This window comes from Lacihabitans sp. CS3-21, assembly GCF_024343675.1.
Classification (GTDB): domain Bacteria; phylum Bacteroidota; class Bacteroidia; order Cytophagales; family Spirosomataceae; genus Leadbetterella.
On the sequence record NZ_RJUD01000003.1, the window covers coordinates 80,123 to 104,779 of the forward strand.

Sequence of the window (24,657 nt, forward strand, 5' to 3'; positions counted from 1 at the left end):
ATAAATTTTGAATATTGTGTTAAAAATAAACCACAAGTCCCAGAAAAATTTTCTGGGACTTGTGGTTTTAACGTATACAAACTCTACCTTTTGCCTAAAGAAATAACAGCCATTACTGGGTGGTGATCAGAAGCAAATAACCCTGCCCAAGTGTTCGTCAAAGTTGCATGTTTGAGGACTTTGAGTTTTGGATTATTGACAAAAACATAATCGATTCTGCGGTTGTCTTGTTCTTTACCTTCAAAACCATTAAAAGTACTTTCTGGTCCAAAATGTGGTGTTTCACTTAATTTGGAAGATTCGGTAAGTCCGTTCATGATTATTTTAATGGGCTCGTCGCCAGGTGTAGCATTAAAATCTCCCATCAAAATGGCGTTTTCACTTCCTGCAATTTCTTTGATTTTCTTTAAAATTAGTTTAGAGCTTTCAGATCTGGCCATTTTACCAATATGGTCATAATGCGTATTGAAAACATAAAATTTAGCTTTTGACTTTAAATCTTTAAAATAGCCCCAAGTGACAATTCGGGGGAGGTTGGCATCCCAACCTTTGCTGGGCTTTTCGGGAGTTTCACTTAACCAAAAGGTCTCTTGTTTAAGTAGTTTAAACTTAGTCTTGTTGTAAAATATAGGAGAAAATTCTCCTTTTTCTTTTCCATCATCACGTCCGACTCCAAAATGATTGTATTCAGGTAAACGTTCTTGCAAATCGTTGATTTGGCCATTTAAGGCTTCTTGCATACCACAAAAATCAACTTCGTAGAACTTAAGCATTTCAGCTGCTCGGTCTTTTCTATTGTCCCATTTATTGATACCATCTTTTTCGGTATTGTATCGAATATTAAATGTCATGAAATTGATTTTTTGGGCAGTTGAAGTGAAAATGGAGAATATGATAATCGTAAAAGTTAAGATTGAATGTTTCAAGGTTGTTATAATTTTAGATTACGAATTTAGGGTATTATTTTTCGAAAATGTAATTTCAAAAAGACATTTTATGAACAGATTTCCTAGCTTTACTTTCTAGTTTTAATAATACCATTTTTTTATGTCCAAAACGCACAAGATTGGATGGAAAACTGCTTTGATGCTGGTAATTTCCAATATGGTTGGTACGGGCGTTTTTACTAGTCTAGGGTACCAGTTGGTGGAGGTTCAGAATGTTTGGAGTATTGTTTTATTGTGGATTCTTGGTGGTGTTTTGGCCTTAATTGGTGCGTTTACATTTGCGGAGTTAGGCACTCATTATAATAAATCTGGCGGTGATTATGTTTTTATAAGTGAAGGATTTAGTCCATTTTTGGGCTATTTGTCTGCTTGGACTTCGTTGATTGTTGGATTTTCGGCTCCAGTTGCAATAGCTGGGTTAGCTATGGAGGCTTATTTGTCTCCTTTCCATATTCCAAATTTGCGATGGTATATAGTTTTGGTTATTGTTGGGGTTTCTCTTTTTCATACATTATCTCTTAAACACAGCAGTTTCTTTCAAATAAGTGCGACCGTTTTTAAACTACTTTTTGTGCTGTTTTTGTTGGGTGTAGGATTGTGGTTTCCTTCAACAGAAGAAAATGCCTTGAATTTAGAAACCTCTTTTCTTTCAGAGATTTCAAAGTCTGGATTTGCAGTTTCCTTATTATATGTTACTTATGCTTATACAGGCTGGAATGCTGCCGCATACATTGTGGGAGAAATAAGAAACCCGCAAAAAGACCTCCCTAGAGCCTTAATAATGGGTACTTTAGCCGTTATGTTGGTTTATGTTTTGCTTCAAATCGTCTTTCTTAGATTTGGAACTCTTCTTCAGTTAGAAGGACAAGCCGAAGTTGCAATTATTTCTGTTCAAAATGTTTTAGGAAAATCAAGTATGCCTTGGATAAGTGCAGGAATCGGTCTTCAGTTGATCGCTACAATGAGTTCATACGTTTGGATTGGCCCTAGAATTATTCATGCCATGGCGAAACACTACAATTTGTGGAGCTGGCTAAGACCTTTAAATGCCCATGATATTCCAGTAAGGGCCATTTGGTTTCAATGTTTGGTCATTTTGATTTTACTTTTGTCGGGAAGTTTACAACAAGTCTTGATATACACCTCTTTTTTACTTCAATTAATGGGAACTTTGGCGGTAGCAAGTTTTTTAAAAATCAAAAGGAACTCGAATGGGTTCAAAAGTCCATGGAGTCCATTTATTCAATACTTTTATGTAGTTTTTAGTTTGTTTGTTCTTGCTTTCATTATTTATGATAAGCCATTTGAAAGTATAATCGGACTAGGGATTTTAGCCTTTGGAGCTTTTACTTATTTTATCTCAAAAAAAGAATTAGAAAATGGATGATTTAGAATATTGGTTGAAGGGAGCTGTTCCTGAAATACCCCTGCTTTTGCAACCAGTTGCACATGCATTACTTCAAGTTCAAAAAGAATTGAAGGAGGTTTTCATAGACTTTGATGAAAAGAAACTATGGGATAGACCCAGAAATGTGGCTTCTTTGGGTTTCCATCTTAATCACCTTACTGGAGTTTTGGACAGGCTTTTCACTTATGCAGAAGGAAACAGCCTGACAGACGAACAAATGGTGTTCCTGAAAAATGAAGGGATAGAAAACATTGATACAGGCTCAAAAGAATTATTGAAAGCATTTGATTTACAAGTAATTAAATCTCTTGAGCAACTGAAAAATACTAATCCAGAAACCTTAAACGAAACAAGATTTGTAGGCCGGAAAATGTTGCCATCTACTGTAATTGGCCTTTTGTTTCATGCTGCCGAACATACCACCCGACATTTTGGTCAGATGTTGGTTACGATTAAAATTCTTTAGTATTTGTTTAAAAATTCAAAAAATCTTAATGATAACTGTGCTAATTTTGGGAATTAATTAATCTACTGATGAAAAAGATATATATAAGTGATAGTGGCCCAAAGGTTTCCAAAGCAATTTATAGTTTTTGGCGTTGGGAAAATGAGAGTGCTCTTACAGACGAAGTTGCTAAAAGTGTAATTGAGCACTGTGTGAATTTAGGAATCAATACCTTTGATTTGGGAAATTATGAGACAAGCTCAAATTCTCAAAAAATATTTTTTAATGAGATAAACAAGCTGGGTTTAAAACGTCAAGATGTAGTGCTTTTTGCTAAATTTGGACTACAAAAGAAGGATGGCGTTGAATATTTCAATAATTCCAGAAGCTTTCTTCTCGAAAGCTTAGATAAGTTTTTGGAAGCACAAAATTTAGAATATATAGATATTTTCTTGCTAGAAGGACTTGACTTTATATCTGACTTAGAAGAAATAGCTGCGACTTTGGAATACATTGTGCACACTGGCAAGGCGAAACATATCGGAATTGCCAATCTCAACAATAGCCAGCATAAGCTACTTTCTAAGTTTTTGTCGATACCTATAGTGACCAGCCACATTGAAATGAACCTGCTGAAACCCGATGCTATTTTCGACGGAAGACTCGATTTTATAAAAGAAACTTACAGCAAGCCATTGGTTTGGGCTCCACTTGCGGGTGGCGAAATACTGAGCGGAGGTTCCGAGAAAGCTATAAAAATTCGTAAAATACTGAATGAAATAGCCCAAAAGCAAAATGTGAACATCGAACAATTGGCCGTGGCTTGGCTAATCCAACTTGGTGCATTGCCTATAATTGGTTCATTGAGTTTGGAAAGAATTCGTAATGCTGCCGAAGCTACAGAAGTGAAACTTTCACACGAAGATTGGTATAAAGTATTTTCGGTTGTAAAATAGATGTTCAAGTCCAAACTGCCCAATCTCGGCACCACAATTTTCACAACCATGTCGGCCCTTGCGGCTGAGCATGGTGCTATAAATTTATCTCAAGGCTTTCCAAATTTCGAGGCTGACTCTGAGCTTCTCAAGCTTCTGGGAGAATATGCCGAAAGAGGATTTAATCAGTATGCCCCCATGATTGGCTTGCCTGCATTAAGAGAACAACTATCCATAAAAACCGAAAAACTTTATGGAGCAGTATATGATAGTGACAATGAAATAACCATAACATCAGGTGCAACAGAAGCAATTTTTGCTGCCATAGCGGCTACAGTTAGCAAAGGTGACGAAGTTATTGTCTTTGAACCTGCCTATGATTCTTATTTGCCAGCAATAGAACTCAATGGGGGCGTACCCGTTTATATTACTTTACACTACCCTAATTTTCAAGTTAATTGGGACTATGTAGCAAGTAAAATTACCAATAAAACAAAGCTGATTATTGTTAATACTCCTCACAATCCTACAGGAAGTGTATTTTCAAAAAGTGACTTGGATAAGCTTGCAGAAATAATTCAAGGCAAAAACATTTATCTGATAGGAGATGAGGTGTATGAACATATCATTTTTGATGATTTAGAGCATTATTCATTGTGTAAAAGCCCATTTTTGAAAGAAAGAAGTTTTATATGCGGTTCATTTGGCAAAACCTTCCATGTGACTGGCTGGAAAATTGGCTATTGTTTAGCTCCCAAAGCCTTGAGTGCTGAATTCAGAAAAATCCATCAATATCTTACTTTCAGTTCTTTTACTCCTGCTCAATATGCTCTGGCGGAATATTTGAAAAATGAAGCACACTATCTTTCAATTCCAACTTTTTATCAAAAAAAAAGGGATATTTTTCTTAAAAGTATTGCCAATTCTAGATTAGAATTTGTTCCAAGTCAAGGCAGTTTCTTTCAAAACGTTAATTATAGGCGAATTACCGATCAGAATGATGTAGATTTTGCAGTATACTTAACCAAAGAACTTGGTGTTGCGTCTATTCCAATTTCGGTATTTTATCATGAACGCATTGATGAAAAAGTATTACGTTTTTGTTTTGCAAAGGACGAAGCAACTTTACAGAAAGCTGGAGAAATATTATCAAGTCTTTGAATTTATTAATCTACTAATTTGGTAGATTAAATAGGACGTACTATATTTGCAAACATTTTAACGCAAGTTTTAATGGCATCAGCAAAAAATAGTACTACTAAATCGGTAATATCCAGCACACAATGGTGGTATATTATTCCAGGCTTTCTGCTTATTGGGTTATTTTCGGTTATTTATTATAATTATTCTAGCCAATTTTCTTTTTCAAAAATAGCAGACGGATTTACCTCTGAATTTTTTATATTTCTCATAATTGGTGTTTTTGCCCAATTAGTTGATGGTACATTAGGCATGGGTTATGGTGCCACCTCAACATCATTTCTGTTATCTTTCGGCGTTCCACCTGTAATTAGTAGTACTGCAGTACACGTTTCGGAGATGTTTACGACTGGTGCATCTGCTATTTCTCATCATAAATTTGGAAATATTAATCGTAAGTTGGCCAAGATGCTGATAATTCCTGGAGTAATTGGTTCAATTATCGGAGCATATTTATTGTCAGATGTAATAGACGGAAACGTAATTAAGCCTTTTATTGCGATTTATATGATTGCCTTGGCCATAGTTATCATTGTAAAAGCCGTAAGAAAGAAACGACCTAAAAAACCAACAAAACAATTGGGCTTATTGGCTATTTTTGGTGGTTTCATGGATTCAATTGGTGGCGGTGGCTGGGGACCCATCGTAACTTCTACACTCATAGGCCGTGGGCGTGACCCTCGTTATACCATTGGTTCTGTAAATGCTGCAGAATTTGCCATTTCCTTTGCTAGTGGTATTACTTTTTTACTTTTCGAGGGTATTCATGGCTGGCAAGTTATAGCAGGTTTAATACTAGGTGGCGTTATTGCAGCACCGCTTGGTGCATATTTCATCAATAAAATCCCAAGAAAACCAGCAATGGTAGCGGTTGGTTTAATGATTATTTTCTTGAGCTTGAGGACTTTGATTAAGTGGTTTTAACACACCAACTTAAACCCTTCTCCATGTAGATTCATGATTTGTATGCTGCTGTCTGATTTAAGATATTTCCTTAATTTGGTGATATATACATCCATACTTCGGGCATTAAAATAAGAATCATCCCCCCAAATTAGCTTTAAGGCGTAGCTACGGCTCACAGTTTTGTTTTGATTTTGACAAAATAACTTCAATAAATCCGACTCTTTGGTGGTTAACTTACTGGTTCCTTCAGCACTTTTTAGCTCATGTTGTAAGGAATTGAAAGCAAATTTGCCAAGTGTGAAAACTTCAGCTTCGGGGTTTATCTCTCCTTTTTTAGATCTTTTTAGAATCGCTTTTATTCTAACCAAAAGCTCTTCCATACTAAATGGCTTGGTGATATAATCATCAGCTCCAACTTCAAATCCCTTTATGGTGTCTTCGGGCATACTTTTGGCAGTAAGAAACACTATAGGTATATCTGGATTCTTGGTTCGTATTTCTTTGGCCAAAGAGAAACCGTCTTTTTTTGGCATCATGACATCTAAGATGCAAAAATCAAATTCTGAACTTAAAAATATATCTAAACCTTGGTTTCCATCTTTTGCCAAGGTCACATCATAGCCTTTTGCTGTGAGATATTCATGAAGTAGTGAGCCTAAGTTATGGTCGTCTTCTGCGAGCAGTAGTTTTATTTGATTCATATAGTTTATTTAAGCGTAGGTTCGTTTTAAGCCAAAGGCAACAGCACCGAAAAGTCTGTTCCTTCATCAATTTTACTATTAACAGAAATCGTCCCATTGTGCATTTCTACCATGTTTTTAACATAGCTTAGGCCGAGTCCAAATCCTTTCACATCATGGAGGTCACCTTTGGGAACTCTATAAAATTTCTCAAAGATTTTGCTCAATTGATCCTTGGGAATGCCTATTCCTTTGTCAGAAATTTTTAAAAGTAGCCCTTTTTCAGTATTACTTGTTGCTATCGTGATTTCAGGTTTTTCTTTCGAATATTTGATGGCATTATCCATAAGATTGAAAATAATGTTTGTCAAATGCACCCTATCTGCTGAAATATTAGTTTCTTCGGCTTGAAGGTCTAAATTGAGTTTCACTCCGAATTGTTCCATCTGAACACTTTGGTTTTTCACCACTTGATCCAGCACTTCATTGATATCAATAGGTTCAAAATTAAGGCTTAAATCCCCCTTTTCAAGCTTTGCTATTTGTAGGACTTTTTCTATTTGAGTGCCTAATCGTCTGTTTTCTTCCGTTATTATGTTGAGATATCTTTCTGTTTTTTCAGGGCTTTTATTAATTTCTTTATCTTTTATAACCTCCAAAGCTAGGGCAATTGTAGAAACTGGCGTTTTTAATTCATGCGTCATGTTGTTTATGAAGTCATTTTTGATATTGGAGAGTTTCTTTTGAGTCAAAAGGCTATTGACAGAATAGTAGAAAATACCGCCCACAAAGGCAATTAATAGAAATGAACTTCCAAAAATCGACCAAAGGTTTCGTAAGATATAGTTTTCTTTCTCAGGGAAATATACTTGCAGGGTCTGGTCTTGCTGAAAGGTGTCATTTGGGAAAAGCTTTACTTTATAGGTTTTGGAGTTGGCAAAAGATTCATCCTTGTTAAATGAAGCAAAAACCATATTTCCGTTGTCTTTTACACTATACTTAAAGGGTAAATTGATTCCACTTTCAGCAAATTCTTTTTTCAATAATGTGTCGAGCATAACATGACCTAATCGCTCATAAATGCTTCGCTTACCAATAATAAAATCCTTGAAAACATCTTTCATCAGATTTACTTTTTCCTGTTTTTTTTCGGATACCCAACTCTTTTCAGTAGTTCTTTTGTGTGGCTTAAGATATTTTTTTGGTTGCATTTCTTGATCAAATGCATTTTCTGATGAGTTGTCTTCAGTAACAATAAAATTGAATCTAGGTAATTGCTCAGAGAAGTCAAAGAAAGGATCTTCTTCAAAAAATCTAGAGAGCTCGTTTAAATTGTTCTGTTTTTTTGCAAGTTCTATCGATCTTTTCCTGAATTTCTCAAAAGTCCGGTGTTCGTCTTCCAAAAATGCCCTTAAATACTCGCCTTGTTGCTCAGGATAAACATACATGCGTTCTGCCAGAACATCGTTTTTAGGCTCAAAACTCGGACTCACATTTACCGTAACTACATGTCTAGGATCTATTTTGAGAAGATTACCCTCGTTGTAGGCAAAGTTAATAGTGTCAGAAGTGATGTTTGTATGTTTTACAATTTCAGGTTTTTTACGAGAAACTCTCTTTTTAGGTTTTGAAATATTTAGTAACCGATTTTTTTCCTCTTGAATTATTCTTTGTTTGGCCATAAATATGACCTCTTGTTTTTCTATTTGTCGAGAGGTTTCTCTCAATATTTCATTTACTTTTCTGTCAAACTGCTCATTTTTTTCGGCAATAGCATTCTCTATCCAATACCATTGGAAGGCTATTAAAGAAACCAATGCCAAAAGCATTAATCCAATCAAAACATTAATTCGATTCAATTTTCAGATATTTGATTTTCCAAAACTAGGTTTTTTAACAGAATAACGAAAGAGCTTTAACACTTTTTAACTATGCGTGTGGCAGTATCATAATGGCTAATTATCACGTGTTTTAAGGAATTAATGATTAATTTTGTGAAATTTTTTTCTTAACTATTTTTATGGCCATATCAGTAAATCAGCTGACAAAGACTTACGGAAGCCAAACGGCTGTTAACAATATTTCTTTTTCGATAGAAAAAGGGCAAATATTGGGATTTTTAGGACCAAATGGTGCTGGGAAATCGACAACCATGAAAATACTCGCGGGATACATAAATTCAACATCGGGAGAGGCTCAATTGGATAGCGATGTCATCACTGTTGACTCTTTAGTTACGAAAAGTAAAATTGGTTATTTGCCCGAGCACAATCCCTTGTATTTAGAAATGTACGTAACAGAATATTTGAGCTTTGTTGGTGGTATGTTTGGTTTGAAAGGAACTGTGCTTATAGAAAAAGTTGCAAAAGTTATTGAGATGGTTGGACTAATGCCTGAGAAACATAAGAAAATTGAGCAACTTTCTAAGGGATATCGGCAGAGAGTAGGACTCGCTCAAGCTTTAATTCATGATCCAGAAGTATTGATACTTGATGAGCCAACAACGGGTTTAGATCCAAACCAATTGGTAGAAATAAGGAAGCTGATTAAAGAAGTTGGAAAAAACAAGACGATTATACTCAGCACCCACATTATGCAAGAAGTAGAGGCTATTTGTGACAGGGTCATTATAATCAATAAAGGAAACTTAGTGGCCGATGACACTTTAGAAAACCTTAAGAAAGACGGTGGAACACTCGAGGAAATATTTAGAAAATTAACAAACTGATAAAAGAAATTGAGATATGGACATTTTTGTAGGTAGCATTCCTTTCAAATTTAAAGACCAAGATTTGGTAGATTTGTTTTCACCATTTGGCGAAGTGAAATCTGCCAAAATAGTAATAGACAAAACCACCAGGCAGAACAAAGGTTTTGGTTTTGTTGAAATGGGAGACAGAAAAAGTGGAACCGCTGCTATAAAGAAGTTGAATGGTTCTGATCAAATGGGTAGAGCAATTGTGGTCTCTGAGGCCAATAAGGATAAAGAAGGCCAAAGAATTGACAAAGCTCCGAGAGATTGGCACAAACCCAAAAAGAAGAACGATAACATTATAACTTTTGGCGATTAATGAAATTTGACGATTACAGAATATCGCATGACATAAAGAAAAGTTTAGCAGAGAAAGGATTCAAAAAGCCTACTGATATCCAGTTTAAGGCTATTCCCAATATTCTGAAGGGCGAAGATGTGCTTGCTATTGCACAAACTGGTACAGGTAAAACAGCAGCTTTTGCTATTCCGGTTATAAATATTCTTCATAGCAACCCACCTGAGTGGTTTGCAAAAGGCTCTGTGCGGGCTTTAGTAATGGTGCCAACCCATGAACTTGCTCAACAAATTGCTGAGGTTTTTAAAGAAATAGCCAAATATACCAAACTGCGTATTCTGGCCTTGTTTGGTAGCACAGACCAAGATCCACAGATAGCCGCTTTTCAAAAAGGCGTGGATATTTTGATAACTACGCCGGGCAGGATGTTTGATCTTCGTGCTCAAGGATATATAGACTTTAGAGGGACGGAGTTTCTTATCCTTGACGAGGCCGATAGAATGTTGGACATGGGATTCTATAAAGATATAGAAGACGTCATGCGATTTTTGCCCAAAAACAAACAAACGCTTTTTTTCTCCGCTACTATAGATGAAAAGATAAAAAAACTAGCGTATTCTATTGTAAAGAATGCCATTCGAATTCAAATCTCGCCCGACGACCCCATCTCCAAAAACATCAGTCATTCGATGATACTGATAGAGATGGATGATAAGCGATTCTTTCTGGAGCGTTTTATCAAGCAAAATCCAGAGAAAAAACTAGTGGTGTTTGTTCGTACCAAAGTGCGTGCAGATAGGGTAGTGGCAGCGATGGATCGTGTGGGCTTAGTTACAGAATCTATTCACTCAGGGAAAACTCACCAAGAGCGGAATGATACCATGAAAAGGCTTAAAATTGGACAGTTGAAGGTACTTATTGCTACAGATGTGAGTGCTAGAGGAGTGGATATTCCCAACGTAGATTATGTTATCAACTACGATTTGCCAGATGTTCCTGAAAACTATGTTCACCGAATTGGTAGAACCGGTAGGGGAACACTGAAAGGAAGAGCCTTGTCTTTTTGTAGTATGGAAGAACGTCCGATGTTGGATGCGATTGAAGATTATATAGGGCATTCTATTTCTACTCAAAAATTAGAGGATTTGGACTATCAAGAAACTATAATTTTTTCAGAGGCAGACCAAAAGACTTACAAGGACGTTTTTAAAGAGATTGCGGAGTTTGAAAAGGCAATGGAAGTTAAAAAAAAGAAGAAAAAATAGAATGGCTATTTGAGCTATTTTAACAATCTTTCATAGTCACTTTTATAGCACCAATTGATTTGTCATATTTGGAATGTGATAGTTTTTAACCATTATGAATTTCAAAAAATTAATAACACTATTATTTCTTCAATTTATAGCAGTTTCACTGTTTGCCCAATCGTCAGATACAGGCAACTGGCTGGTTTATTTTGGAAATCAAGCGTTTAAGGGAAAATGGAATTTACACAGTGAAATTCAATATCGAAGCTATAATTTTATTGGTGACACGCAACAGCTTTTGTTTCGAACAGGACTCGGATATAATTTTAGTGAGAAAAATAACAATTTGCTATTGGGTTATGGATTCATAAACACTCATAACTACATTGCGAATTCAGATGAAAAGACCGATTTTGACGAACATCGAATTTTTCAACAGTTTATAACTAGGCAGAGTTTTGGTAGAGTTTTTACGCAACACAGATACAGAACCGAGCAACGATTTTATAATGATAACGTTAGACTTAGGTTTCGTTATTTCTTAAGTATCAACATTCCTGTTACTCAAAAAACCATGGCACCTCAAGCTGTTTATTTATCTATGAGTCATGAGCTGTTTATCAATTCCAAAGCCAATGTTTTTGACCGTAATCGTCTGTATGGCGGACTCGGTTATGTAATCAATAAGAACCTCAGAGTAGAAATAGGATATATGTCTCAAATACTCGAAAATTCTAAAAGAGGTCAGATGCAAATATTGTTATTCAACAATATACCATTTCAAAAGAACTAATCCATGATGTAAATGAAAAAGTCTGTATTTTCTTCATTTTTACTTCTACTTTTTGCTACCAATGTTTTTTGCCAGATAAGTTGGCAAACGGATTTTGAGCAAGCAAAGAAAACCGCATTAAAGACAGGGAAGAGTATACTTATAGAATGTTTTCATCCTGATTGTTCGCATTGTCAGGTTTTAAATCAGAACTTAAAAAACCCAGAGTTGTCGAAATATCTGAACGATAATTATACCAATATGAAGCTCGATTTGACGAATCAAAGTCAAGTGAAATTTCTAGAGGAAAGAAACATTAGGTTAATAAATTATCCAGTTTTTTTGTTTTTTGACGATGGGGGTAAACTCCAGTATTTTTTGGAACCTAAGGAAACTGTCGAAGAGATAATTGTTCAGTTTGAAGAGGAAAGAGGAAATAACTGCTTGGAATGCGAAAAAAGGGTAAATGCAACATTAAATGAAAATGTAAAGTGTGCAATTTTTTACAGACTTTTGAAGGATCAAGACAAGGGAAATGCCATAAATAACAAGATTTTCGAGAGCCTTGAGGAAAGTGAAAAAGCCAGTTTGGGTTCTTGGAATATTTTCAAGAAAGTTGTTTTTTCTCCCAATAATATCTTTTTTCAATTTTGGATAAAAAATCATGTCCAAGCGGCTAGTTTGGAAGGGAATAGCAACAAGGAAAAAGATGCTTTTGCATCAATTATTCAAATGCACGCCAAATTTCTTGAAAACAAGGATGTATATCCAAAATGGGAATTAGATTCATTACATGCATATTTAGCAAAGCTTGGAGCTGATGAAAAACGTCGATTATCTTGGCTTTGGGGCTTAGAATTAAATTATTATTTAAATTCAAAAGATTATAATTCGGCAAAAAACTTATGCCGAAAAATGACATTTATTTATCCTGATGCAAATACTTATTCTTTTTTATCGGAGAAAATAAATGCCAAAGTAGAAGGCGTAGAAATGTACGATTATTTTCTAGAAATAAAGGATAAGTGGCTAGCTGGTTTGAGAGATCCAAAGCACAAATCTGCCTATTTTATACAAGCAGCCCAGTATTATAATAAGTCGGGACAAAAAATAGAATGTGTCAATTCTATAAATCAAGCCACCCAGTTTGGTCTCTCTATTTCAGACAAAAACACTTTTATCCAAAAATATTGTAAGTAATTTTTTTTAACTTTCGTCATGCTTAAAACTTATACCATGTTGTACCGGAATATCTATTAAAAAATGGATGGGTTGTAAACATAAAGTTTATAGGGATAAATTATTTTAATTACCTATTTTATGTAAGTAGAAATAGTTGACAAAACTTAGTTTTAATAATTTTAATTTTTAACTAAATATATTGTTCATACCATTTAAACTTACTTTCTACAATTTGAAGGTGATTAGTTTTTAAAAAGTCCAAAAATGCTCCCGCAATAGGCGGATGTATTTTCTCTTTTTGCCAAATTAAACTCCAAGTAGAACTTAATGGTAAGCCTGCAATGGGAATTATAACAAGATCTTTATTTTGCAACTCGTTTTTAATTCCTATCAAAGGCATTATAGAATACCCCAAGCCAGCAATTAAAGCTTGTTTTACAGCTTCATTAGATGTCAATTCAAGTTTCTTTCGGAGAAATATATTATTAGAATCTAGAAACTTTTCCATTATTTGTCTAGTTCCAGAACCCTTTTCTCTGAAAATTAGTGGCGAGTTTTCTAAAAACTTTTTTAAGTTTTTGGTCTCTTTAGGGTCTGGCAGTTTATTCCCGACTAGAAAAAGTTTGTTTTGTAGTAGATCTATTTTTTCAATTTGCAAGGATGCTGGGATTAGCGAAACTAGAGCAAAATCAACCTTATTACCGAGGATACTTTCTATAACCTTATTTTTGTTCGTGACATCCATCATCAGATCTATTTTATTGTGTGTTTTCAGAAATTCGGAGAGGAAAAAGGGCATCACATATTTTCCTGTAGAAACAACAGATATTTTTAACTTCCCTGTAATGTGGCCTTTATAGGCCAAGGTTTTGAAGTTTAATTCATAAAGTTTATCTATCACACTCCTAGATATCTCGGCAATTTCTTTTCCAAAATCAGTAATATAAATCTTTCGTCCGATTATCTCTGTGACTGGAATGTCAAATTGATTCTGGAAGTTTTTTAGCTGTATTGAAACAGCGGGTTGGGTTAAATTAAGTTCTTCGGCGGCTTTCGTTATGCTCCGAGTCTCAACAATTTTAAGAAATATATGTAACTGATTTAAAGTGTAATTCATAAAATTTATTTATGGTTTTGATAGCAAAAATAAATAAAAATTTATGAAAATTGTGCCTCAATTTTGCAAAAAAATTCTTTTAAGCGATTACTTAGACATCTCATTTATTATGAATGATTATTCGAGCTTTAAACCCCTAAAACAATTAGGAGAGTTTAGAGTCTTTACCAACTAATAGTTTAAATTTTAATAAAATTAGCATTCATATTTAGCTTAAATATCAAACTTCTAATGCCAAATCAATTGTTTATTATTTGTCCTTTTTCTTGTTTAGAGCCTGTTTTAAAGAAGAAGTTTGGAAAGTCAATTTATTTTCTAACCTCACCTTTAGCTTCTGTTGAAACAGCGGATATTCAATTTTTGAATGCACTAAAATGCATAATTGAAACTGAAAAAATAACTGAAATCATTATTGTAAATAGTACAACATGTAGATTTATTAATGGGGTTATTAGTAACTCAAAACAATGTCATTTTCAATGTGTAGAAGTCTTACAAGAATTGTTTCATAAAAACTTCAAAACTGATTTCGATGGCCTAACTTTAAACGAACAAGCCTATAAATTGGCAGAACTTTGTATCTCGTATTGTACACTTGAGATACTACAGTCAAATATTCTTGGGAGTCATATTTTGACAAGCAACATAGAAATTGGAGGACTAATCATTTCTGATAACAAAACTGTATTTAATCATTTGAAACTAACTAATAAGGTATAATATGAATGTTGATTTACTAATCGAGAATTTAAGAAATCCTGCACTGTTATTTTTTGTTTTGGGTATTTTGGCAGTTTATTTGAAAAGCGACCTGGAGATCCCTTCCAATTCATCAAAATTTATTTCTATTTACTTATTGTTCTCAATTGGTTTTAAAGGAGGACAAGAATTATCCCACGAAACGTTTAACTCAGAAATTGGAATTGCGATGCTTTTTGGTATAGCTATTTCAATAATAATTCCAGTCTATACATATTTTATACTAAGAAGGAAGTTATCTGTACAAGATTCTGGTGCAATTGCTGCTTCATATGGATCAGTCAGTGCTGTTACATTCGTTACTTCTGTGGCCTATTTAGAAACTTTGCAGTTAAACACCCATGGTTATATGGTAGCAGTTATGGCCCTTATGGAGTCTCCTGCAATAATTATAGGTCTTATGTTAATTTCTATTTTCGAAGGCGAAAAGCGTACAAAAATTAGAAAAAGGTCAGTTATAAGTCATAGTTTGACTAATGGTAGCGTCTTATTAATTTTGGGAAGTTTGATGATAGGCTTTTTAGCGAATGCAAAGCAAGCTGAAGGAATAAAGCCGTTTACGAACGATTTATTTAAAGGGTTTTTAGCGATTTTTTTGATGGATATGGGATTAACAAGTGGTAAAAAACTTAAATCGTTTTTTTCATTTGGGTGGTTTCCAATAGTTTTTGCTTTATTTATTCCATTGATCAATGGAGTCGTATTTTCTATCCTTAGTGGATTTTTAACCACTGATATTTCAAATCGGTTTATGTTTGGCATTTTAGCAGCCAGTGCTTCATACATTGCTGTTCCAGCGGCCATGAAGATAACTGTCCCTAAAGCGAATCCAGGCTTATATTTGCCTATGGCATTAGCAATTACTTTTCCTGTTAATATTACACTTGGAATGCCACTTTATTTTGCTACAGTTCAGTATTTTAGTTTTTAACAATATCCATGATTTAGACTTTATTTCTAATGAAATTCTAATTTCTACCCATCCATAAGGTGCCAAAAGATAGGTACTTTTGCAATTCTATAAATTTGATTAAAATATGCTCTCAGAAATTATTATTCCATTACTTTCTTTAATTGCTCTAGAGGTAATTTTAGGAATTGACAATATCATATTTATTTCTATTCTTGCGGACAAACTACCAGAAGAACAGAGAATAAAACTGCGTTATTGGGGGATTGGCTTGGCCATGCTGATGAGATTGGCACTTTTGGCATTAATTTCTTGGATATTAAAACTCGACGAAATTCTATTTTCACTATTAGATACCGATTTTACGGGAAAAGGCCTAATTCTTCTGTTTGGTGGATTGTTTTTGATTTATAAAAGCACCAAAGAGATTTACCACAAAACAGAGCTTCAAGAAAACTCAGGAGATAAGGAAAAACTCATCAAAGGTTCTTTTTCGAAATTACTTTCTGAGGTTATTATTCTCGATTTGGTTTTTTCAATAGACTCTATAATTACTGCTGTTGGGATGGTTCAAGAGCTTTGGATTATGTACACAGCCGTAATAGTTACTGTTTTAATAATGTTGGTGGCTTCCAAGCCCATTAGCGAATTCATTAGTAAGCACCCATCTTTTAAGGTTTTGGCACTCTGTTTTTTGATGATGATTGGTGTTTCATTGATAGCCGAAGGACTATCTTTTGAAATTCCGAAGGGCTATATTTACTTCTCTATGGCATTTGCATTTTTAGTGGATATTATTCAAATGAAAACAGTAAAAAAGTAAATATTTGAATATAGAATGTTAAAAAGATTTGCCACATTCTTACTATTGTATTTTAACGTTTTTCAAATTTCTGCTCAGTCTACTGGTTCTTGGAATATTTTAAATCTAAGAATGGACTTAAAGAATGGATTTAGTCTATTTGCGGAGGGGCAGTTGAGGTCTTTAAAATATTACAACGAATTTCATTATCATGAATTTAAGGGGGGATTAAATTACAAGGCCCATAAAAATTTGTTGCTAACCATGGCGGTTGGAAAATATGATACCTATAGAGAAGGTGGAAATTTTGAATTGCCCAAAAACAATTCAGAGATTAGACTTTGGCCACAGGTGCTAATTTCACAAGAAATCAATAAGTTCAAAATCGAAAACCGATTCAGGACTGAAATGAGGTTTACCTCTCAAGGATATAAGAATCGATTTCGGAATAGATTAGGTTTAGTGTACCCCATTTTTCCTAAGAACAATATTGAGCTAGGAGTTTTTAATGAGCTTTTCTTTACCAATAATGAACCCTATTTTGAGCGAAATAGATTTTCTGTAAATGTCTTTTACAAACCTGGTCCTGCCAATTCCTTTATGGTAGGTTTTTTGAACCAGTTTGATTACAAAATAAATGATGAAACGGGGAAAAATTTCGTTCAAATAGGATACTATCACACCATTTTAAGCAAAAAGAAATTCTAAGGATTATCTAATGTTTTTACAAGAAAACTCTAATTTGTGTTTAGTAGTTTTCAGAATTATATTCAAAAAAATTAAAAAATGAGTGACAGCAAAACTATTCTAATTGTTGAAGACGAAGAAAAGGTAGCATCGTTTATAAAAAAGGGCTTGTTTACTCAAGGTTATGTTTCGGTTATTGCGTCTACTGGCCGAGAAGCGTTAGGTTTTTTTGAAACTCAAAAATTTGATCTCGTCATTTTAGATATAGGTTTGCCAGATCTTAGCGGTCTCGAAGTATGTGAGGAAATTAGAAAAAAAAACACTCAAATTCCTGTTTTAATGCTTACAGCTCTCGGGAGTATGAGTGACAAACTCTCTGGTTTTGAGGTTGGTACGGACGATTATCTGGTTAAACCTTTCGATTTTATGGAACTTTTGGTTAGAATAAAAGCTCTACTGAAAAGAAGTAATGAAAAGTTGAAGGAGGAAGACGAAATTTTAAAAGTTGCAGATCTTGAGCTGAATCTTCATCAAAAAGTGGCTATTCGGTCAGGTAAAATTATTGCTTTGACTGCAAAAGAGTTTAGTCTCTTGCAATACCTTATGAGAAACCGAGGTAGAGTCGTTTCGAAACTCGATATCGCCGAGCATGTTTGGGATATTGACTTTGACACAGGTACAAACTTTATAGAAGTATATGTAAACTATCTCAGAAATAAGATAGATAAAGGATTTACAGACAAACTTATTCATACTATTTTTGGCATGGGCTATACCTTAAAAAGTAAGTAAAATAGGTTTCTGATAGCAAACTTGCTCAAATTTTGTCAAAAAATAATGAAGATTAGGAACAAACTAATATTAATTTATCTCGCCATCACTTCAGTTTTAGTGTCTTTTTTTTGTGTGGTAATATACATTCAAAGTAAAGATTACCGAAAGGCAGAATTTAAGGACAGATTGAGAAAAGAGGCACTTTCGGCAGCAAACATCTATTTTAATAAAAAGGGTATTAGTCCAGAGGTTCTTAAACTCCTTGATAGAAACGATTTCACGGTTCTTACAAATGAGGAAATCGTAATTTTTAATAGTAAAAATCATGTAATTTATGAAAGTGGCGAAGATGGTTTTAAAATACAAAAAGAAGTCTTAGAGAAAATAAAAGCACAAAAAGAATATTATTGGGTGGATTTAAAACACGAATTCATAGGTATTTTGTTTGAAAAAAATAACCAGAATTATGTCATTGTTTCTTATGCCGTCGATAATTATGGATTTTTTAAACTTCAAAACCTTAGGTATGTTCTTATAATTGGGGGCTTATGTATTTTGTTTTTAAGTGCTCTTTCTGGCTGGTTTTTCGTAGAAAAAATGTTAAATCCCATTCAGCAAATTATTAGAAAAATTGACAAAATAAAGGCATCGCAATTGGGCGAACGATTGGAAGTCGGTGGTGAGAATGATGAGTTTGCCCAACTGGCCGACAGATTTAACCAGATGCTTGATCGACTGCAAAGGTCTTTTTTGGCTCAAAAGGCATTCGTATCGCATGCATCACATGAGCTAAGAACCCCACTTACTTCTATAACTGGGCAGATTCAGGTTTCGCTTCTGGCAGATGATAGTCCTGAAGACTTGAAGAAAATGATTCAATCTGTGCTAGAAGACGTAAAACAACTTAACAGACTGAGTAATAATTTATTGGACCTCACCTCTCTTACCTCATATTCGACGAATTCCAATCTAACGTTGGTGAACGTTCTTGACAAATTGTCTAGAGTTAGAGATGAAGCTATTAAGAAAAATCCTTTTGGCCATGTATTGATAAAGTTCGATTTAGATGAGGAAGAAATACCCGAGCTTCTGGGCAATCCACCATTGCTTTATACGGCTTTTTATAATCTAATTGACAATGGAATCAAATACTCATTGGATCAGACGGTAGATATTGAGGTGATAAATAACCCAAAAAATATCATAGTCCAATTCCAAAATAATTTTCAAAACATAACTGACGAAGATCTAAAAAACATCTTTGAGCCCTTCAAGAGAGGAAGCAATTCGAAAAACAAAGTGGGTCATGGAGTAGGTCTTTCCTTAGTCAAAGGGATTATAGAAATGCATCTCGGGACTATAGAAGTATCCAAAACAGATCAAGATCTAATTCTTTTTGAGGTTTGTCTTCCTAAACGATAATTTAATATTCTTCTAATTTCCTCCTAAGTTGGTTCTAATAGTTAAGTTTTAGCTTTGTTCTGTGCTCAAAAGGGCATCAAATAATAAAACTAAAATTTACATAGAGATGAAAACACGATTGGTTTTAATGGGAATTGCTTTTAGTTTATTTTTTAGTAGCTGTACTATAATTCGCCAAGGAGAGGTTGGTGTAAAGCGATCGTTCGGTAAAATAAAGTCTGAGCCTCTCATGGAAGGTGCTAGAGGCTTTAATCCGTTTACTAGTACAATAATCAAGTTGCCTACCCGCACCATGAACATGGAAGTCAGAGTGCCACTTCCTTCAAAAGAAGGTTTAACTGTTCAGTCCGATGTTTCAATACTATATCGTTTGGAGGGAAGCTACGCTCCTAAAGTTATAGAAAAACTTGGCAAAAATTATGAGCAGGTGGTTATTTTGCCTGTCTTCAGATCTGCTGTAGCCGATATTTCTTCACAGTACTTTGCCAAAGATATGCACACTGGTCAAAGGTCGGTCATTGAGAAATCTATTAAGGAATTAATGATGACTCAACTCAAAGAAAGAGGCTTTGTTGTAGAATCGGTATTGTTAAAAAGTATTGTGTTGCCTCCCGGACTTACAAAAGCCATAGAGGACAAATTAGAAGCAGAGCAAGATTCCCAAAGAATGCAATTTGTGCTCGACAAAGAAAAACAGGAGGCCAAAAGGCTAATTATAGAAGCAGAAGGAATTAGAGATGCACAAAAAATCGTGTCGGAAGGTCTTACACCATTGTTGATAAGATTCAAGGCTATTGAGGCGTTTAATAAGCTTTCAACCTCGCCAAATGCCAAAGTTATTATAACGAGTGCCGAACAACCGCTTATGCTGAATGCCAATTCAGATAAATAACAAATATTGGCAAGTTAGATAGGTATAAGTCTTGTCTTATTCAAAACACTGAGTGTCAGTAATTAACTGTCACTCAGTAATATAAATTTTTCTGCAAAACCTAAATTTGAAAAACATGAAAGTTTCAACAAACATAAGGATATTATTGGCCATTATTATGGCTCAATTTGGATTTCTGAATTTTGCAATTGCTCAAGAGGAGGAATACACCGAACTCAAAGAGGCTTTGGCCTTTCCTGATAAAGTAACACGATTAAACTTAAGTGGCATGAGTATGGAGTCCTTACCACAGGAAATATCTCTTTTTAAAAACCTGACCTATCTAAATCTTAGAAATAACCATTTGAAAATTTTTCCTGAAGAACTTTCTAAGCTTCCGAATCTCAAAGTTTTGGATGTTGGCGAAAATTTATTTTCGTCCTTACCACAAAGCTTATCTTCTTTTGAGGCTTTAGAGGAATTATTTATTGATAATGAACGAAACTTAGATTTTGAGAGCAGCCTTGAGGTCATCGCAGCTATACCCAAACTAAGAATTTTGCATTTGGAGAATAATCGAGAATTTCCAACCAATTTCTCGCTTCAAAAATTGCAAAAAGTGAACTCGGTTTTTGTAAATAAAAGCATGTTAAGGTATGTGCCAAAGGAAATATATTTAATGGAAAACCTGAAATTTATAGATTTTCAGAATAATCCAATAAAGAAAAATCACATAGGTACGTACCCAGTCACTTATGGCGTAAAAATTAGGTGAGATATTTCCTTCTGTGGCTTTATTCTAAAATATTGTGTTAGGTATAAATTGGACTCTAAGCCTATTCTAGTATTAGTTTCCGAATAATAATTTCTACAAAAAAAGTGACGATTCAAATTCTAATAACTTTCTAATATCTACCTAAGTTGGGTCTAATTTTAGAGTTGTAGGTTTGTATTGTCGACAGACGAATATTACAACAAAACATATATAAAAATGAAAAATTTAATAGCAATAGTATTAGGTACATTATTAGTACCGTCGATTTCAGTTTTTGGTCAAACCAATTCAGTTAGAAATTATAAAATGGCTGTGCAAGATCGTAAAGTAGTAAAAACTCAAGAAATTGCTATAAACAAGAGTAATGCCTCGGTTTCTAACTCTTTTGATTCACCTCAAAATTACAAGCATCAAGTGTTTAATAAGAACCAAGAAAATCAGGACCTACTGGTATTGCGAACAAGTACGGAGAAAGTTCAAACTGGAATTAATCCATTGGAATCAACCAGAAACTATAAATCACCTGTTTTTTCTAGAGCGGTTCAGAAAGAAATTAACAAAGAGCAATTAGCGGTCATCAAAGAATAAAACAATCTATAAGTTTTCAACCTTAAAAAAATACACGAATGACAATGCTGGAATACACTAAAATTATACTCGAGAAGGTCAGTTTTAATCCCAGAATTTTTAAAAAAGAACTTAAAAAAGCAATGAATTATGTAACAAAGGAGGAGTATGGTCACCTAAAGGCTTGGGTTAAGCAGAAATTTGGGAAAAGAGTAAAACCTAAATCAAGTTTCACAGAATTTAAAATAGGGTGATTAACAATATGAAATAACCTTCAAAGGTGTAGAAATATGCCAAAGTGTTTAAAAATAAAGTGATAGTTTTTTTCAGAGTAGTTTAGGGGTAAGTAAAGACAGCGAGAAATTCTCGCTGTTTTTTTATCTTTTCAACTTTCCACTTCCATCACCCAGCATGAGATTTTCTACCTCAGCAATATCTACTAAGTTTTGATCGCCAGGAATAGTATGTTTCAAGGCACTAGAGGCATTGCCGAATTCTAAAGACTTCAGGTCATCTTTATACTTCAACTGTCCGTATATAAATCCACCAAGAAATGCATCACCAGTACCCACACGGTCAACAATGTGTGTAATATCCAAATTGCTGGTTTTCATATATTCTTGGCCGTTCCACATGCGGGCATTCATACGATTGTGAGAAGCACTTATTTGGATTCTTTCGGTAGCGATTATTTTTTCTATTGAAGGGTAACGTTCCATCAGTTTTTTGGCAGTGTCTTGAAACTTTCCTTTTTCTTCGTTTGAAACTATCCCAAATATCTCTTCGATATTTTTTCTGGATGCCAAAATCACATTAGAATAAGAAGCCAATTCTGGTAAAATATCTTGGGGTGTTTTGCCATAATTCCAAAGGTTGCTTCTGTAGTAAATATCAGAAGACACTTTTATGCCAAGTTTTTTGGCCACTTTTAAAGCATCTAATAGTGCAATTGCAGGTTTTTCGCCAACAGCAGGAGTAATCCCACACCAATGAAACCAATCAGCATCTTTTAGTATTTCTTCCCAGTTAAACCAACTCGGATCGAGATTTACAAAAGCTGAATCAGCCCTGTCATAAACAATCTGACTTGCACGACTTACAGCTCCAGTTTCGAGGAAAAACAATCCCATTCTCTGGCCTTTAAGATGAATGTTTTCATCAGAAATACCCAATTTTCTTATAAATGCTTTCGCTTTTTTGCCAATATGATTTTCTGGAAAAACACCTACGTGAGTCACATCAAATCCAAAATTAACTAGAGCGGCACCCACGTTCATTTCTGTACCTCCAAAAGTACAGTCGAAGGATTCCGCTTGGGCTATTTTTTGAAAACCAGGCGTAGAAAGACGTAACAATATTTCACCGAAAGTGACGATTTTTGGCATTGCAAAACGATTTATTTTTCAACAAAAATAGCATTTAAGATTAAACACCCAAATTTCTTCTAATACCTAATTCCAATCCACGCAACTCAGCCAATCCTCTCAAACGACCTATGGCGGTATAACCTGGATTAGTTTTCTTATTTGGATTCAAATCATCTAACATTCTATGTCCATGATCTGGGCGGAATGGTAGCCTGTAATCTTCCCTATTTTCAATTCTTCGTTTTTCTTGTTCTTTTACCAATGCTTGCATGACACCGAACATATCTACATCACCGTCTAAGTGGTCAGCTTCGTGGAAATTGCCTATTTCATCACGCTTTGTAGCTCTTAAATGAATAAAGTTTATTCTATCGCCCATTCTTTCAATCATACCTACCAAATCATTGTCGGCCCTTACGCCATAGCTGCCCGTGCAGAAACAAAGGCCATTGTATTTGCTCGGGTACGCCTCCAATAATGCTTTAGCATCGGCTTCGGTACTTACTACTCTTGGCAAGCCCAAAATGGTGTAAGGCGGATCATCTGGATGTATGGCCAGCGAAACTTTATTTAGTTCTGCCACTGGACCAATTTCTGCTATAAAGGCGTATAAATTGTTTCTCAACGTTTGATCGTCGATGCCGTCATAAGTAGCCAGTACATTCCCAAACTGCTCAATTGTAAAACTCTCTTCACTTCCAGGAAGTCCAGCTATTATATTTTTGACCAATTTAGATTTTTGAGTATCAGTAGCTGAATGAATCCATTGCTCGGCTTTTTGAAGAACATCAGGCGAATATGCATCTGAGGCATTTTTTCTTTTCAAAAGATAAACCTCAAAAGCACAAAACTCAACCATATCGAATCGTAGAGCCGTAGAGCCATCTGTCATTGGATAGTCAAGGTCAGTCCGTGTCCAGTCTAAAACAGGCATGAAATTATAACAAACAGTGTCTATTCCACAAATGGCGAGATTAGCGATAGAAGTTTTGTAATTTTCTATATAAGTCTCATAATTTCCAGAGCGTTTTTTGATGTCTTCATGTACTGGTATACTTTCCACTACAGACCATGTTAATCCCGCAGTTTCAATTATATCTTTTCGTTTTTGAATTTCTTCTACGGTCCAGACCTGACCGTTTGGAATATGATGAAGAGCCGATACCACGCCTGTGGCTCCAGCTTGGCGTACATCCGAAAGGCTCACTGGGTCATTGGGACCATACCATCTCCAAGTTTGTTCTAATGCCATAAAATTCAATTGATATTATTTTGACAAAAATAATGGATGGAGTATCGAAATACTACCATTATAGATTTAAATAATTGTATTTTTTTGTCAAAAACTTGTGATGAATTACGAAAGTAAAAAAAAAGTTATTTTTTTTTACTCAATGTTTGGAAATAAAAAATCAGTCTTGCATCTTTGCACTCCCAACGCACAGGGAAAAAGGGAGTTTAGCTCAGTTGGTTCAGAGCATCTGCCTTACAAGCAGAGGGTCGGGGGTTCGAATCCCTCAACTCCCACGATAGCAAAAGCCTCATAATCAGTTGATTATGAGGCTTTTTTCGTTTTTGGCCATACCTTAGAAAATCTTGGTTTAAACATGGTTTATACATTTTGATTTTTAGAGGTGTTGAAAATTAGCTATTTATAGGAGTTTTTGAAATATACAGGTTTTCGAAAATCAAAAAAACCATTCGGGATGAATGGTTTTTTTGATTATTAAGGATGCCCTTCTGTTTGTGTTTTAATATTTTTAGCGTTTTAAACAAAGTTTTTTACTTACATTTTATTAAACGCTAAACCTTCTTACTTTAATTATTGCGGTAT

Annotated in this window: 26 protein-coding genes and 1 tRNA gene; 21 read left to right on the top strand and 6 right to left on the bottom strand. The window is 34.6% G+C overall.

Going from position 1 to position 24,657, the window contains the following annotated elements; genetic code table 11:
- Positions 1-83 precede the first annotated feature (83 nt).
- Entirely contained in the window at positions 84-851 is a 768-nt protein-coding gene (locus EGI24_RS02880) for an endonuclease/exonuclease/phosphatase family protein (RefSeq protein WP_255046765.1), read from the bottom strand.
- Positions 852-1,047: 196 nt separating this feature from the next.
- Here EGI24_RS02880 and EGI24_RS02885 point away from each other — a divergent pair, with 196 nt between their 5' ends.
- The 5 genes from EGI24_RS02885 to EGI24_RS02905 all read left to right on the top strand — a co-directional run bounded on the left by EGI24_RS02885 (position 1,048) and on the right by EGI24_RS02905 (position 5,859).
- Positions 1,048-2,334, top strand: coding sequence for an APC family permease (locus tag EGI24_RS02885; RefSeq protein WP_255046766.1), 1,287 nt, complete (start codon positions 1,048-1,050; stop codon positions 2,332-2,334).
- Positions 2,327-2,821, top strand: coding sequence for a DinB family protein (locus EGI24_RS02890; protein WP_255046767.1), 495 nt, complete (start codon positions 2,327-2,329; stop codon positions 2,819-2,821). Before EGI24_RS02885 ends, EGI24_RS02890 begins: the two co-directional genes overlap by 8 nt.
- A gap of 68 nt (positions 2,822-2,889) precedes the next feature.
- Positions 2,890-3,756 (top strand): aldo/keto reductase, encoded by an 867-nt coding sequence (locus tag EGI24_RS02895; protein WP_255046768.1) that lies wholly within the window; start codon positions 2,890-2,892, stop codon positions 3,754-3,756.
- Entirely contained in the window at positions 3,757-4,896 is a 1,140-nt protein-coding gene (locus EGI24_RS02900; protein WP_255046769.1) for a methionine aminotransferase, read from the top strand.
- A 72-nt stretch (positions 4,897-4,968) separates the two neighbouring features.
- On the top strand, positions 4,969-5,859 hold the full coding sequence (locus tag EGI24_RS02905; protein ID WP_255046770.1) for a sulfite exporter TauE/SafE family protein: 891 nt from the start codon (positions 4,969-4,971) through the stop codon (positions 5,857-5,859).
- Here EGI24_RS02905 and EGI24_RS02910 read toward each other — a convergent pair.
- Complete coding sequence (locus EGI24_RS02910) at positions 5,856-6,542, bottom strand: response regulator transcription factor (RefSeq protein ID WP_255046771.1); 687 nt, start codon at positions 6,540-6,542, stop codon at positions 5,856-5,858. The genes EGI24_RS02905 and EGI24_RS02910 overlap by 4 nt on opposite strands.
- 26 nt (positions 6,543-6,568) lie before the next feature.
- Positions 6,569-8,380, bottom strand: coding sequence for a sensor histidine kinase KdpD (locus EGI24_RS02915; protein ID WP_255046772.1), 1,812 nt, complete (start codon positions 8,378-8,380; stop codon positions 6,569-6,571).
- A 161-nt stretch (positions 8,381-8,541) separates the two neighbouring features.
- On the opposite strand from EGI24_RS02915, the gene EGI24_RS02920 reads away from it, so the two are divergent.
- The 5 genes from EGI24_RS02920 to EGI24_RS02940 all read left to right on the top strand — a co-directional run bounded on the left by EGI24_RS02920 (position 8,542) and on the right by EGI24_RS02940 (position 12,790).
- On the top strand, positions 8,542-9,249 hold the full coding sequence (locus tag EGI24_RS02920) for an ATP-binding cassette domain-containing protein (RefSeq protein WP_255046773.1): 708 nt from the start codon (positions 8,542-8,544) through the stop codon (positions 9,247-9,249).
- A gap of 16 nt (positions 9,250-9,265) precedes the next feature.
- Positions 9,266-9,592 (top strand): RNA-binding protein, encoded by a 327-nt coding sequence (locus EGI24_RS02925; RefSeq protein ID WP_255046775.1) that lies wholly within the window; start codon positions 9,266-9,268, stop codon positions 9,590-9,592.
- The gene (locus tag EGI24_RS02930; RefSeq protein WP_255046776.1) at positions 9,592-10,836 is read left to right on the top strand and encodes a DEAD/DEAH box helicase; all 1,245 of its coding nucleotides are present in this window, start codon (positions 9,592-9,594) and stop codon (positions 10,834-10,836) included. The genes EGI24_RS02925 and EGI24_RS02930 overlap by 1 nt, the downstream gene beginning before the upstream one ends.
- Before the next feature lie 94 nt (positions 10,837-10,930).
- Positions 10,931-11,611, top strand: coding sequence for a DUF2490 domain-containing protein (locus tag EGI24_RS02935; protein ID WP_255046778.1), 681 nt, complete (start codon positions 10,931-10,933; stop codon positions 11,609-11,611).
- 12 nt (positions 11,612-11,623) lie between these two features.
- Positions 11,624-12,790, top strand: a complete 1,167-nt coding sequence (locus tag EGI24_RS02940) for a thioredoxin family protein (protein WP_255046779.1) — start codon at positions 11,624-11,626, stop codon at positions 12,788-12,790.
- 172 nt (positions 12,791-12,962) lie between these two features.
- On the opposite strand, the gene EGI24_RS02945 is transcribed toward EGI24_RS02940, so the two are convergent.
- Positions 12,963-13,889, bottom strand: coding sequence for a LysR family transcriptional regulator (locus EGI24_RS02945; protein WP_255046781.1), 927 nt, complete (start codon positions 13,887-13,889; stop codon positions 12,963-12,965).
- 231 nt (positions 13,890-14,120) lie between these two features.
- Between EGI24_RS02945 and EGI24_RS02950 the strand changes: the two genes are divergently transcribed.
- The 10 genes from EGI24_RS02950 (at position 14,121) to EGI24_RS02995 (ending at position 21,710) form a co-directional block, all read left to right on the top strand.
- Positions 14,121-14,609, top strand: a complete 489-nt coding sequence (locus EGI24_RS02950) for a hypothetical protein (RefSeq protein ID WP_255046783.1) — start codon at positions 14,121-14,123, stop codon at positions 14,607-14,609.
- Between the two features lies 1 nt (position 14,610).
- On the top strand, positions 14,611-15,579 hold the full coding sequence (locus EGI24_RS02955) for a sodium-dependent bicarbonate transport family permease (RefSeq protein ID WP_255046784.1): 969 nt from the start codon (positions 14,611-14,613) through the stop codon (positions 15,577-15,579).
- Positions 15,580-15,685: 106 nt separating this feature from the next.
- On the top strand, positions 15,686-16,381 hold the full coding sequence (locus tag EGI24_RS02960) for a TerC family protein (RefSeq protein ID WP_255046785.1): 696 nt from the start codon (positions 15,686-15,688) through the stop codon (positions 16,379-16,381).
- A 15-nt stretch (positions 16,382-16,396) separates the two neighbouring features.
- Positions 16,397-17,068: a DUF2490 domain-containing protein gene (locus EGI24_RS02965; RefSeq protein WP_255046786.1), complete on the top strand. Its 672-nt coding sequence runs from the start codon at positions 16,397-16,399 to the stop codon at positions 17,066-17,068.
- A gap of 78 nt (positions 17,069-17,146) precedes the next feature.
- Complete coding sequence (locus EGI24_RS02970) at positions 17,147-17,839, top strand: response regulator transcription factor (protein ID WP_255046787.1); 693 nt, start codon at positions 17,147-17,149, stop codon at positions 17,837-17,839.
- A gap of 45 nt (positions 17,840-17,884) precedes the next feature.
- Positions 17,885-19,243, top strand: coding sequence for a HAMP domain-containing sensor histidine kinase (locus tag EGI24_RS02975; RefSeq protein WP_255046788.1), 1,359 nt, complete (start codon positions 17,885-17,887; stop codon positions 19,241-19,243).
- A gap of 106 nt (positions 19,244-19,349) precedes the next feature.
- Entirely contained in the window at positions 19,350-20,135 is a 786-nt protein-coding gene (locus tag EGI24_RS02980) for a prohibitin family protein (protein ID WP_255046789.1), read from the top strand.
- Positions 20,136-20,250: 115 nt separating this feature from the next.
- Positions 20,251-20,889: a leucine-rich repeat domain-containing protein gene (locus EGI24_RS02985; protein WP_255046790.1), complete on the top strand. Its 639-nt coding sequence runs from the start codon at positions 20,251-20,253 to the stop codon at positions 20,887-20,889.
- A 216-nt stretch (positions 20,890-21,105) separates the two neighbouring features.
- Complete coding sequence (locus EGI24_RS02990; protein WP_255046793.1) at positions 21,106-21,477, top strand: hypothetical protein; 372 nt, start codon at positions 21,106-21,108, stop codon at positions 21,475-21,477.
- Positions 21,478-21,515: 38 nt separating this feature from the next.
- A complete protein-coding gene (locus EGI24_RS02995; RefSeq protein WP_255046794.1) occupies positions 21,516-21,710 on the top strand; it encodes a hypothetical protein in 195 nt (64 codons plus the stop codon).
- 123 nt (positions 21,711-21,833) lie between these two features.
- Here the strand turns inward: EGI24_RS02995 and EGI24_RS03000 are convergent, their stop codons facing one another.
- Both EGI24_RS03000 and uxuA read right to left on the bottom strand, forming a co-directional pair.
- The gene (locus EGI24_RS03000; protein ID WP_255046795.1) at positions 21,834-22,841 is read right to left on the bottom strand and encodes a sugar kinase; all 1,008 of its coding nucleotides are present in this window, start codon (positions 22,839-22,841) and stop codon (positions 21,834-21,836) included.
- Positions 22,842-22,881: 40 nt separating this feature from the next.
- A complete protein-coding gene (uxuA, locus tag EGI24_RS03005) occupies positions 22,882-24,075 on the bottom strand; it encodes a mannonate dehydratase (RefSeq protein WP_255046797.1) in 1,194 nt (397 codons plus the stop codon).
- Positions 24,076-24,275: 200 nt separating this feature from the next.
- Between uxuA and EGI24_RS03010 the strand changes: the two genes are divergently transcribed.
- Positions 24,276-24,350, top strand: a tRNA-Val gene (locus tag EGI24_RS03010).
- Positions 24,351-24,657 lie beyond the last annotated feature (307 nt).

Bases quoted from the DNA above. Each gene is read 5' to 3' on its own strand.
- EGI24_RS02985 (WP_255046790.1), top strand. From the start codon at position 20,251: ATGAAAGTTTCAACAAACATAAGGATATTATTGGCCATTATTATGGCT.
- EGI24_RS02910 (WP_255046771.1), bottom strand. From the start codon at position 6,542: ATGAATCAAATAAAACTACTGCTCGCAGAAGACGACCATAACTTAGGC.
- EGI24_RS02950 (WP_255046783.1), top strand. From the start codon at position 14,121: ATGCCAAATCAATTGTTTATTATTTGTCCTTTTTCTTGTTTAGAGCCT.
- EGI24_RS02925 (WP_255046775.1), top strand. From the start codon at position 9,266: ATGGACATTTTTGTAGGTAGCATTCCTTTCAAATTTAAAGACCAAGAT.
- EGI24_RS02945 (WP_255046781.1), bottom strand. From the start codon at position 13,889: ATGAATTACACTTTAAATCAGTTACATATATTTCTTAAAATTGTTGAG.
- EGI24_RS02970 (WP_255046787.1), top strand. From the start codon at position 17,147: ATGAGTGACAGCAAAACTATTCTAATTGTTGAAGACGAAGAAAAGGTA.
- EGI24_RS02975 (WP_255046788.1), top strand. From the start codon at position 17,885: ATGAAGATTAGGAACAAACTAATATTAATTTATCTCGCCATCACTTCA.
- EGI24_RS02890 (WP_255046767.1), top strand. From the start codon at position 2,327: ATGGATGATTTAGAATATTGGTTGAAGGGAGCTGTTCCTGAAATACCC.
- EGI24_RS02885 (WP_255046766.1), top strand. From the start codon at position 1,048: ATGTCCAAAACGCACAAGATTGGATGGAAAACTGCTTTGATGCTGGTA.
- EGI24_RS02935 (WP_255046778.1), top strand. From the start codon at position 10,931: ATGAATTTCAAAAAATTAATAACACTATTATTTCTTCAATTTATAGCA.
- EGI24_RS02900 (WP_255046769.1), top strand. From the start codon at position 3,757: ATGTTCAAGTCCAAACTGCCCAATCTCGGCACCACAATTTTCACAACC.
- EGI24_RS02995 (WP_255046794.1), top strand. From the start codon at position 21,516: ATGACAATGCTGGAATACACTAAAATTATACTCGAGAAGGTCAGTTTT.
- EGI24_RS02960 (WP_255046785.1), top strand. From the start codon at position 15,686: ATGCTCTCAGAAATTATTATTCCATTACTTTCTTTAATTGCTCTAGAG.
- EGI24_RS02880 (WP_255046765.1), bottom strand. From the start codon at position 851: ATGACATTTAATATTCGATACAATACCGAAAAAGATGGTATCAATAAA.
- EGI24_RS03000 (WP_255046795.1), bottom strand. From the start codon at position 22,841: ATGCCAAAAATCGTCACTTTCGGTGAAATATTGTTACGTCTTTCTACG.
- uxuA (WP_255046797.1), bottom strand. From the start codon at position 24,075: ATGGCATTAGAACAAACTTGGAGATGGTATGGTCCCAATGACCCAGTG.
- EGI24_RS02930 (WP_255046776.1), top strand. From the start codon at position 9,592: ATGAAATTTGACGATTACAGAATATCGCATGACATAAAGAAAAGTTTA.
- EGI24_RS02965 (WP_255046786.1), top strand. From the start codon at position 16,397: ATGTTAAAAAGATTTGCCACATTCTTACTATTGTATTTTAACGTTTTT.
- EGI24_RS02980 (WP_255046789.1), top strand. From the start codon at position 19,350: ATGAAAACACGATTGGTTTTAATGGGAATTGCTTTTAGTTTATTTTTT.
- EGI24_RS02895 (WP_255046768.1), top strand. From the start codon at position 2,890: ATGAAAAAGATATATATAAGTGATAGTGGCCCAAAGGTTTCCAAAGCA.
- EGI24_RS02905 (WP_255046770.1), top strand. From the start codon at position 4,969: ATGGCATCAGCAAAAAATAGTACTACTAAATCGGTAATATCCAGCACA.
- EGI24_RS02940 (WP_255046779.1), top strand. From the start codon at position 11,624: ATGAAAAAGTCTGTATTTTCTTCATTTTTACTTCTACTTTTTGCTACC.
- EGI24_RS02990 (WP_255046793.1), top strand. From the start codon at position 21,106: ATGAAAAATTTAATAGCAATAGTATTAGGTACATTATTAGTACCGTCG.
- EGI24_RS02955 (WP_255046784.1), top strand. From the start codon at position 14,611: ATGAATGTTGATTTACTAATCGAGAATTTAAGAAATCCTGCACTGTTA.
- EGI24_RS02920 (WP_255046773.1), top strand. From the start codon at position 8,542: ATGGCCATATCAGTAAATCAGCTGACAAAGACTTACGGAAGCCAAACG.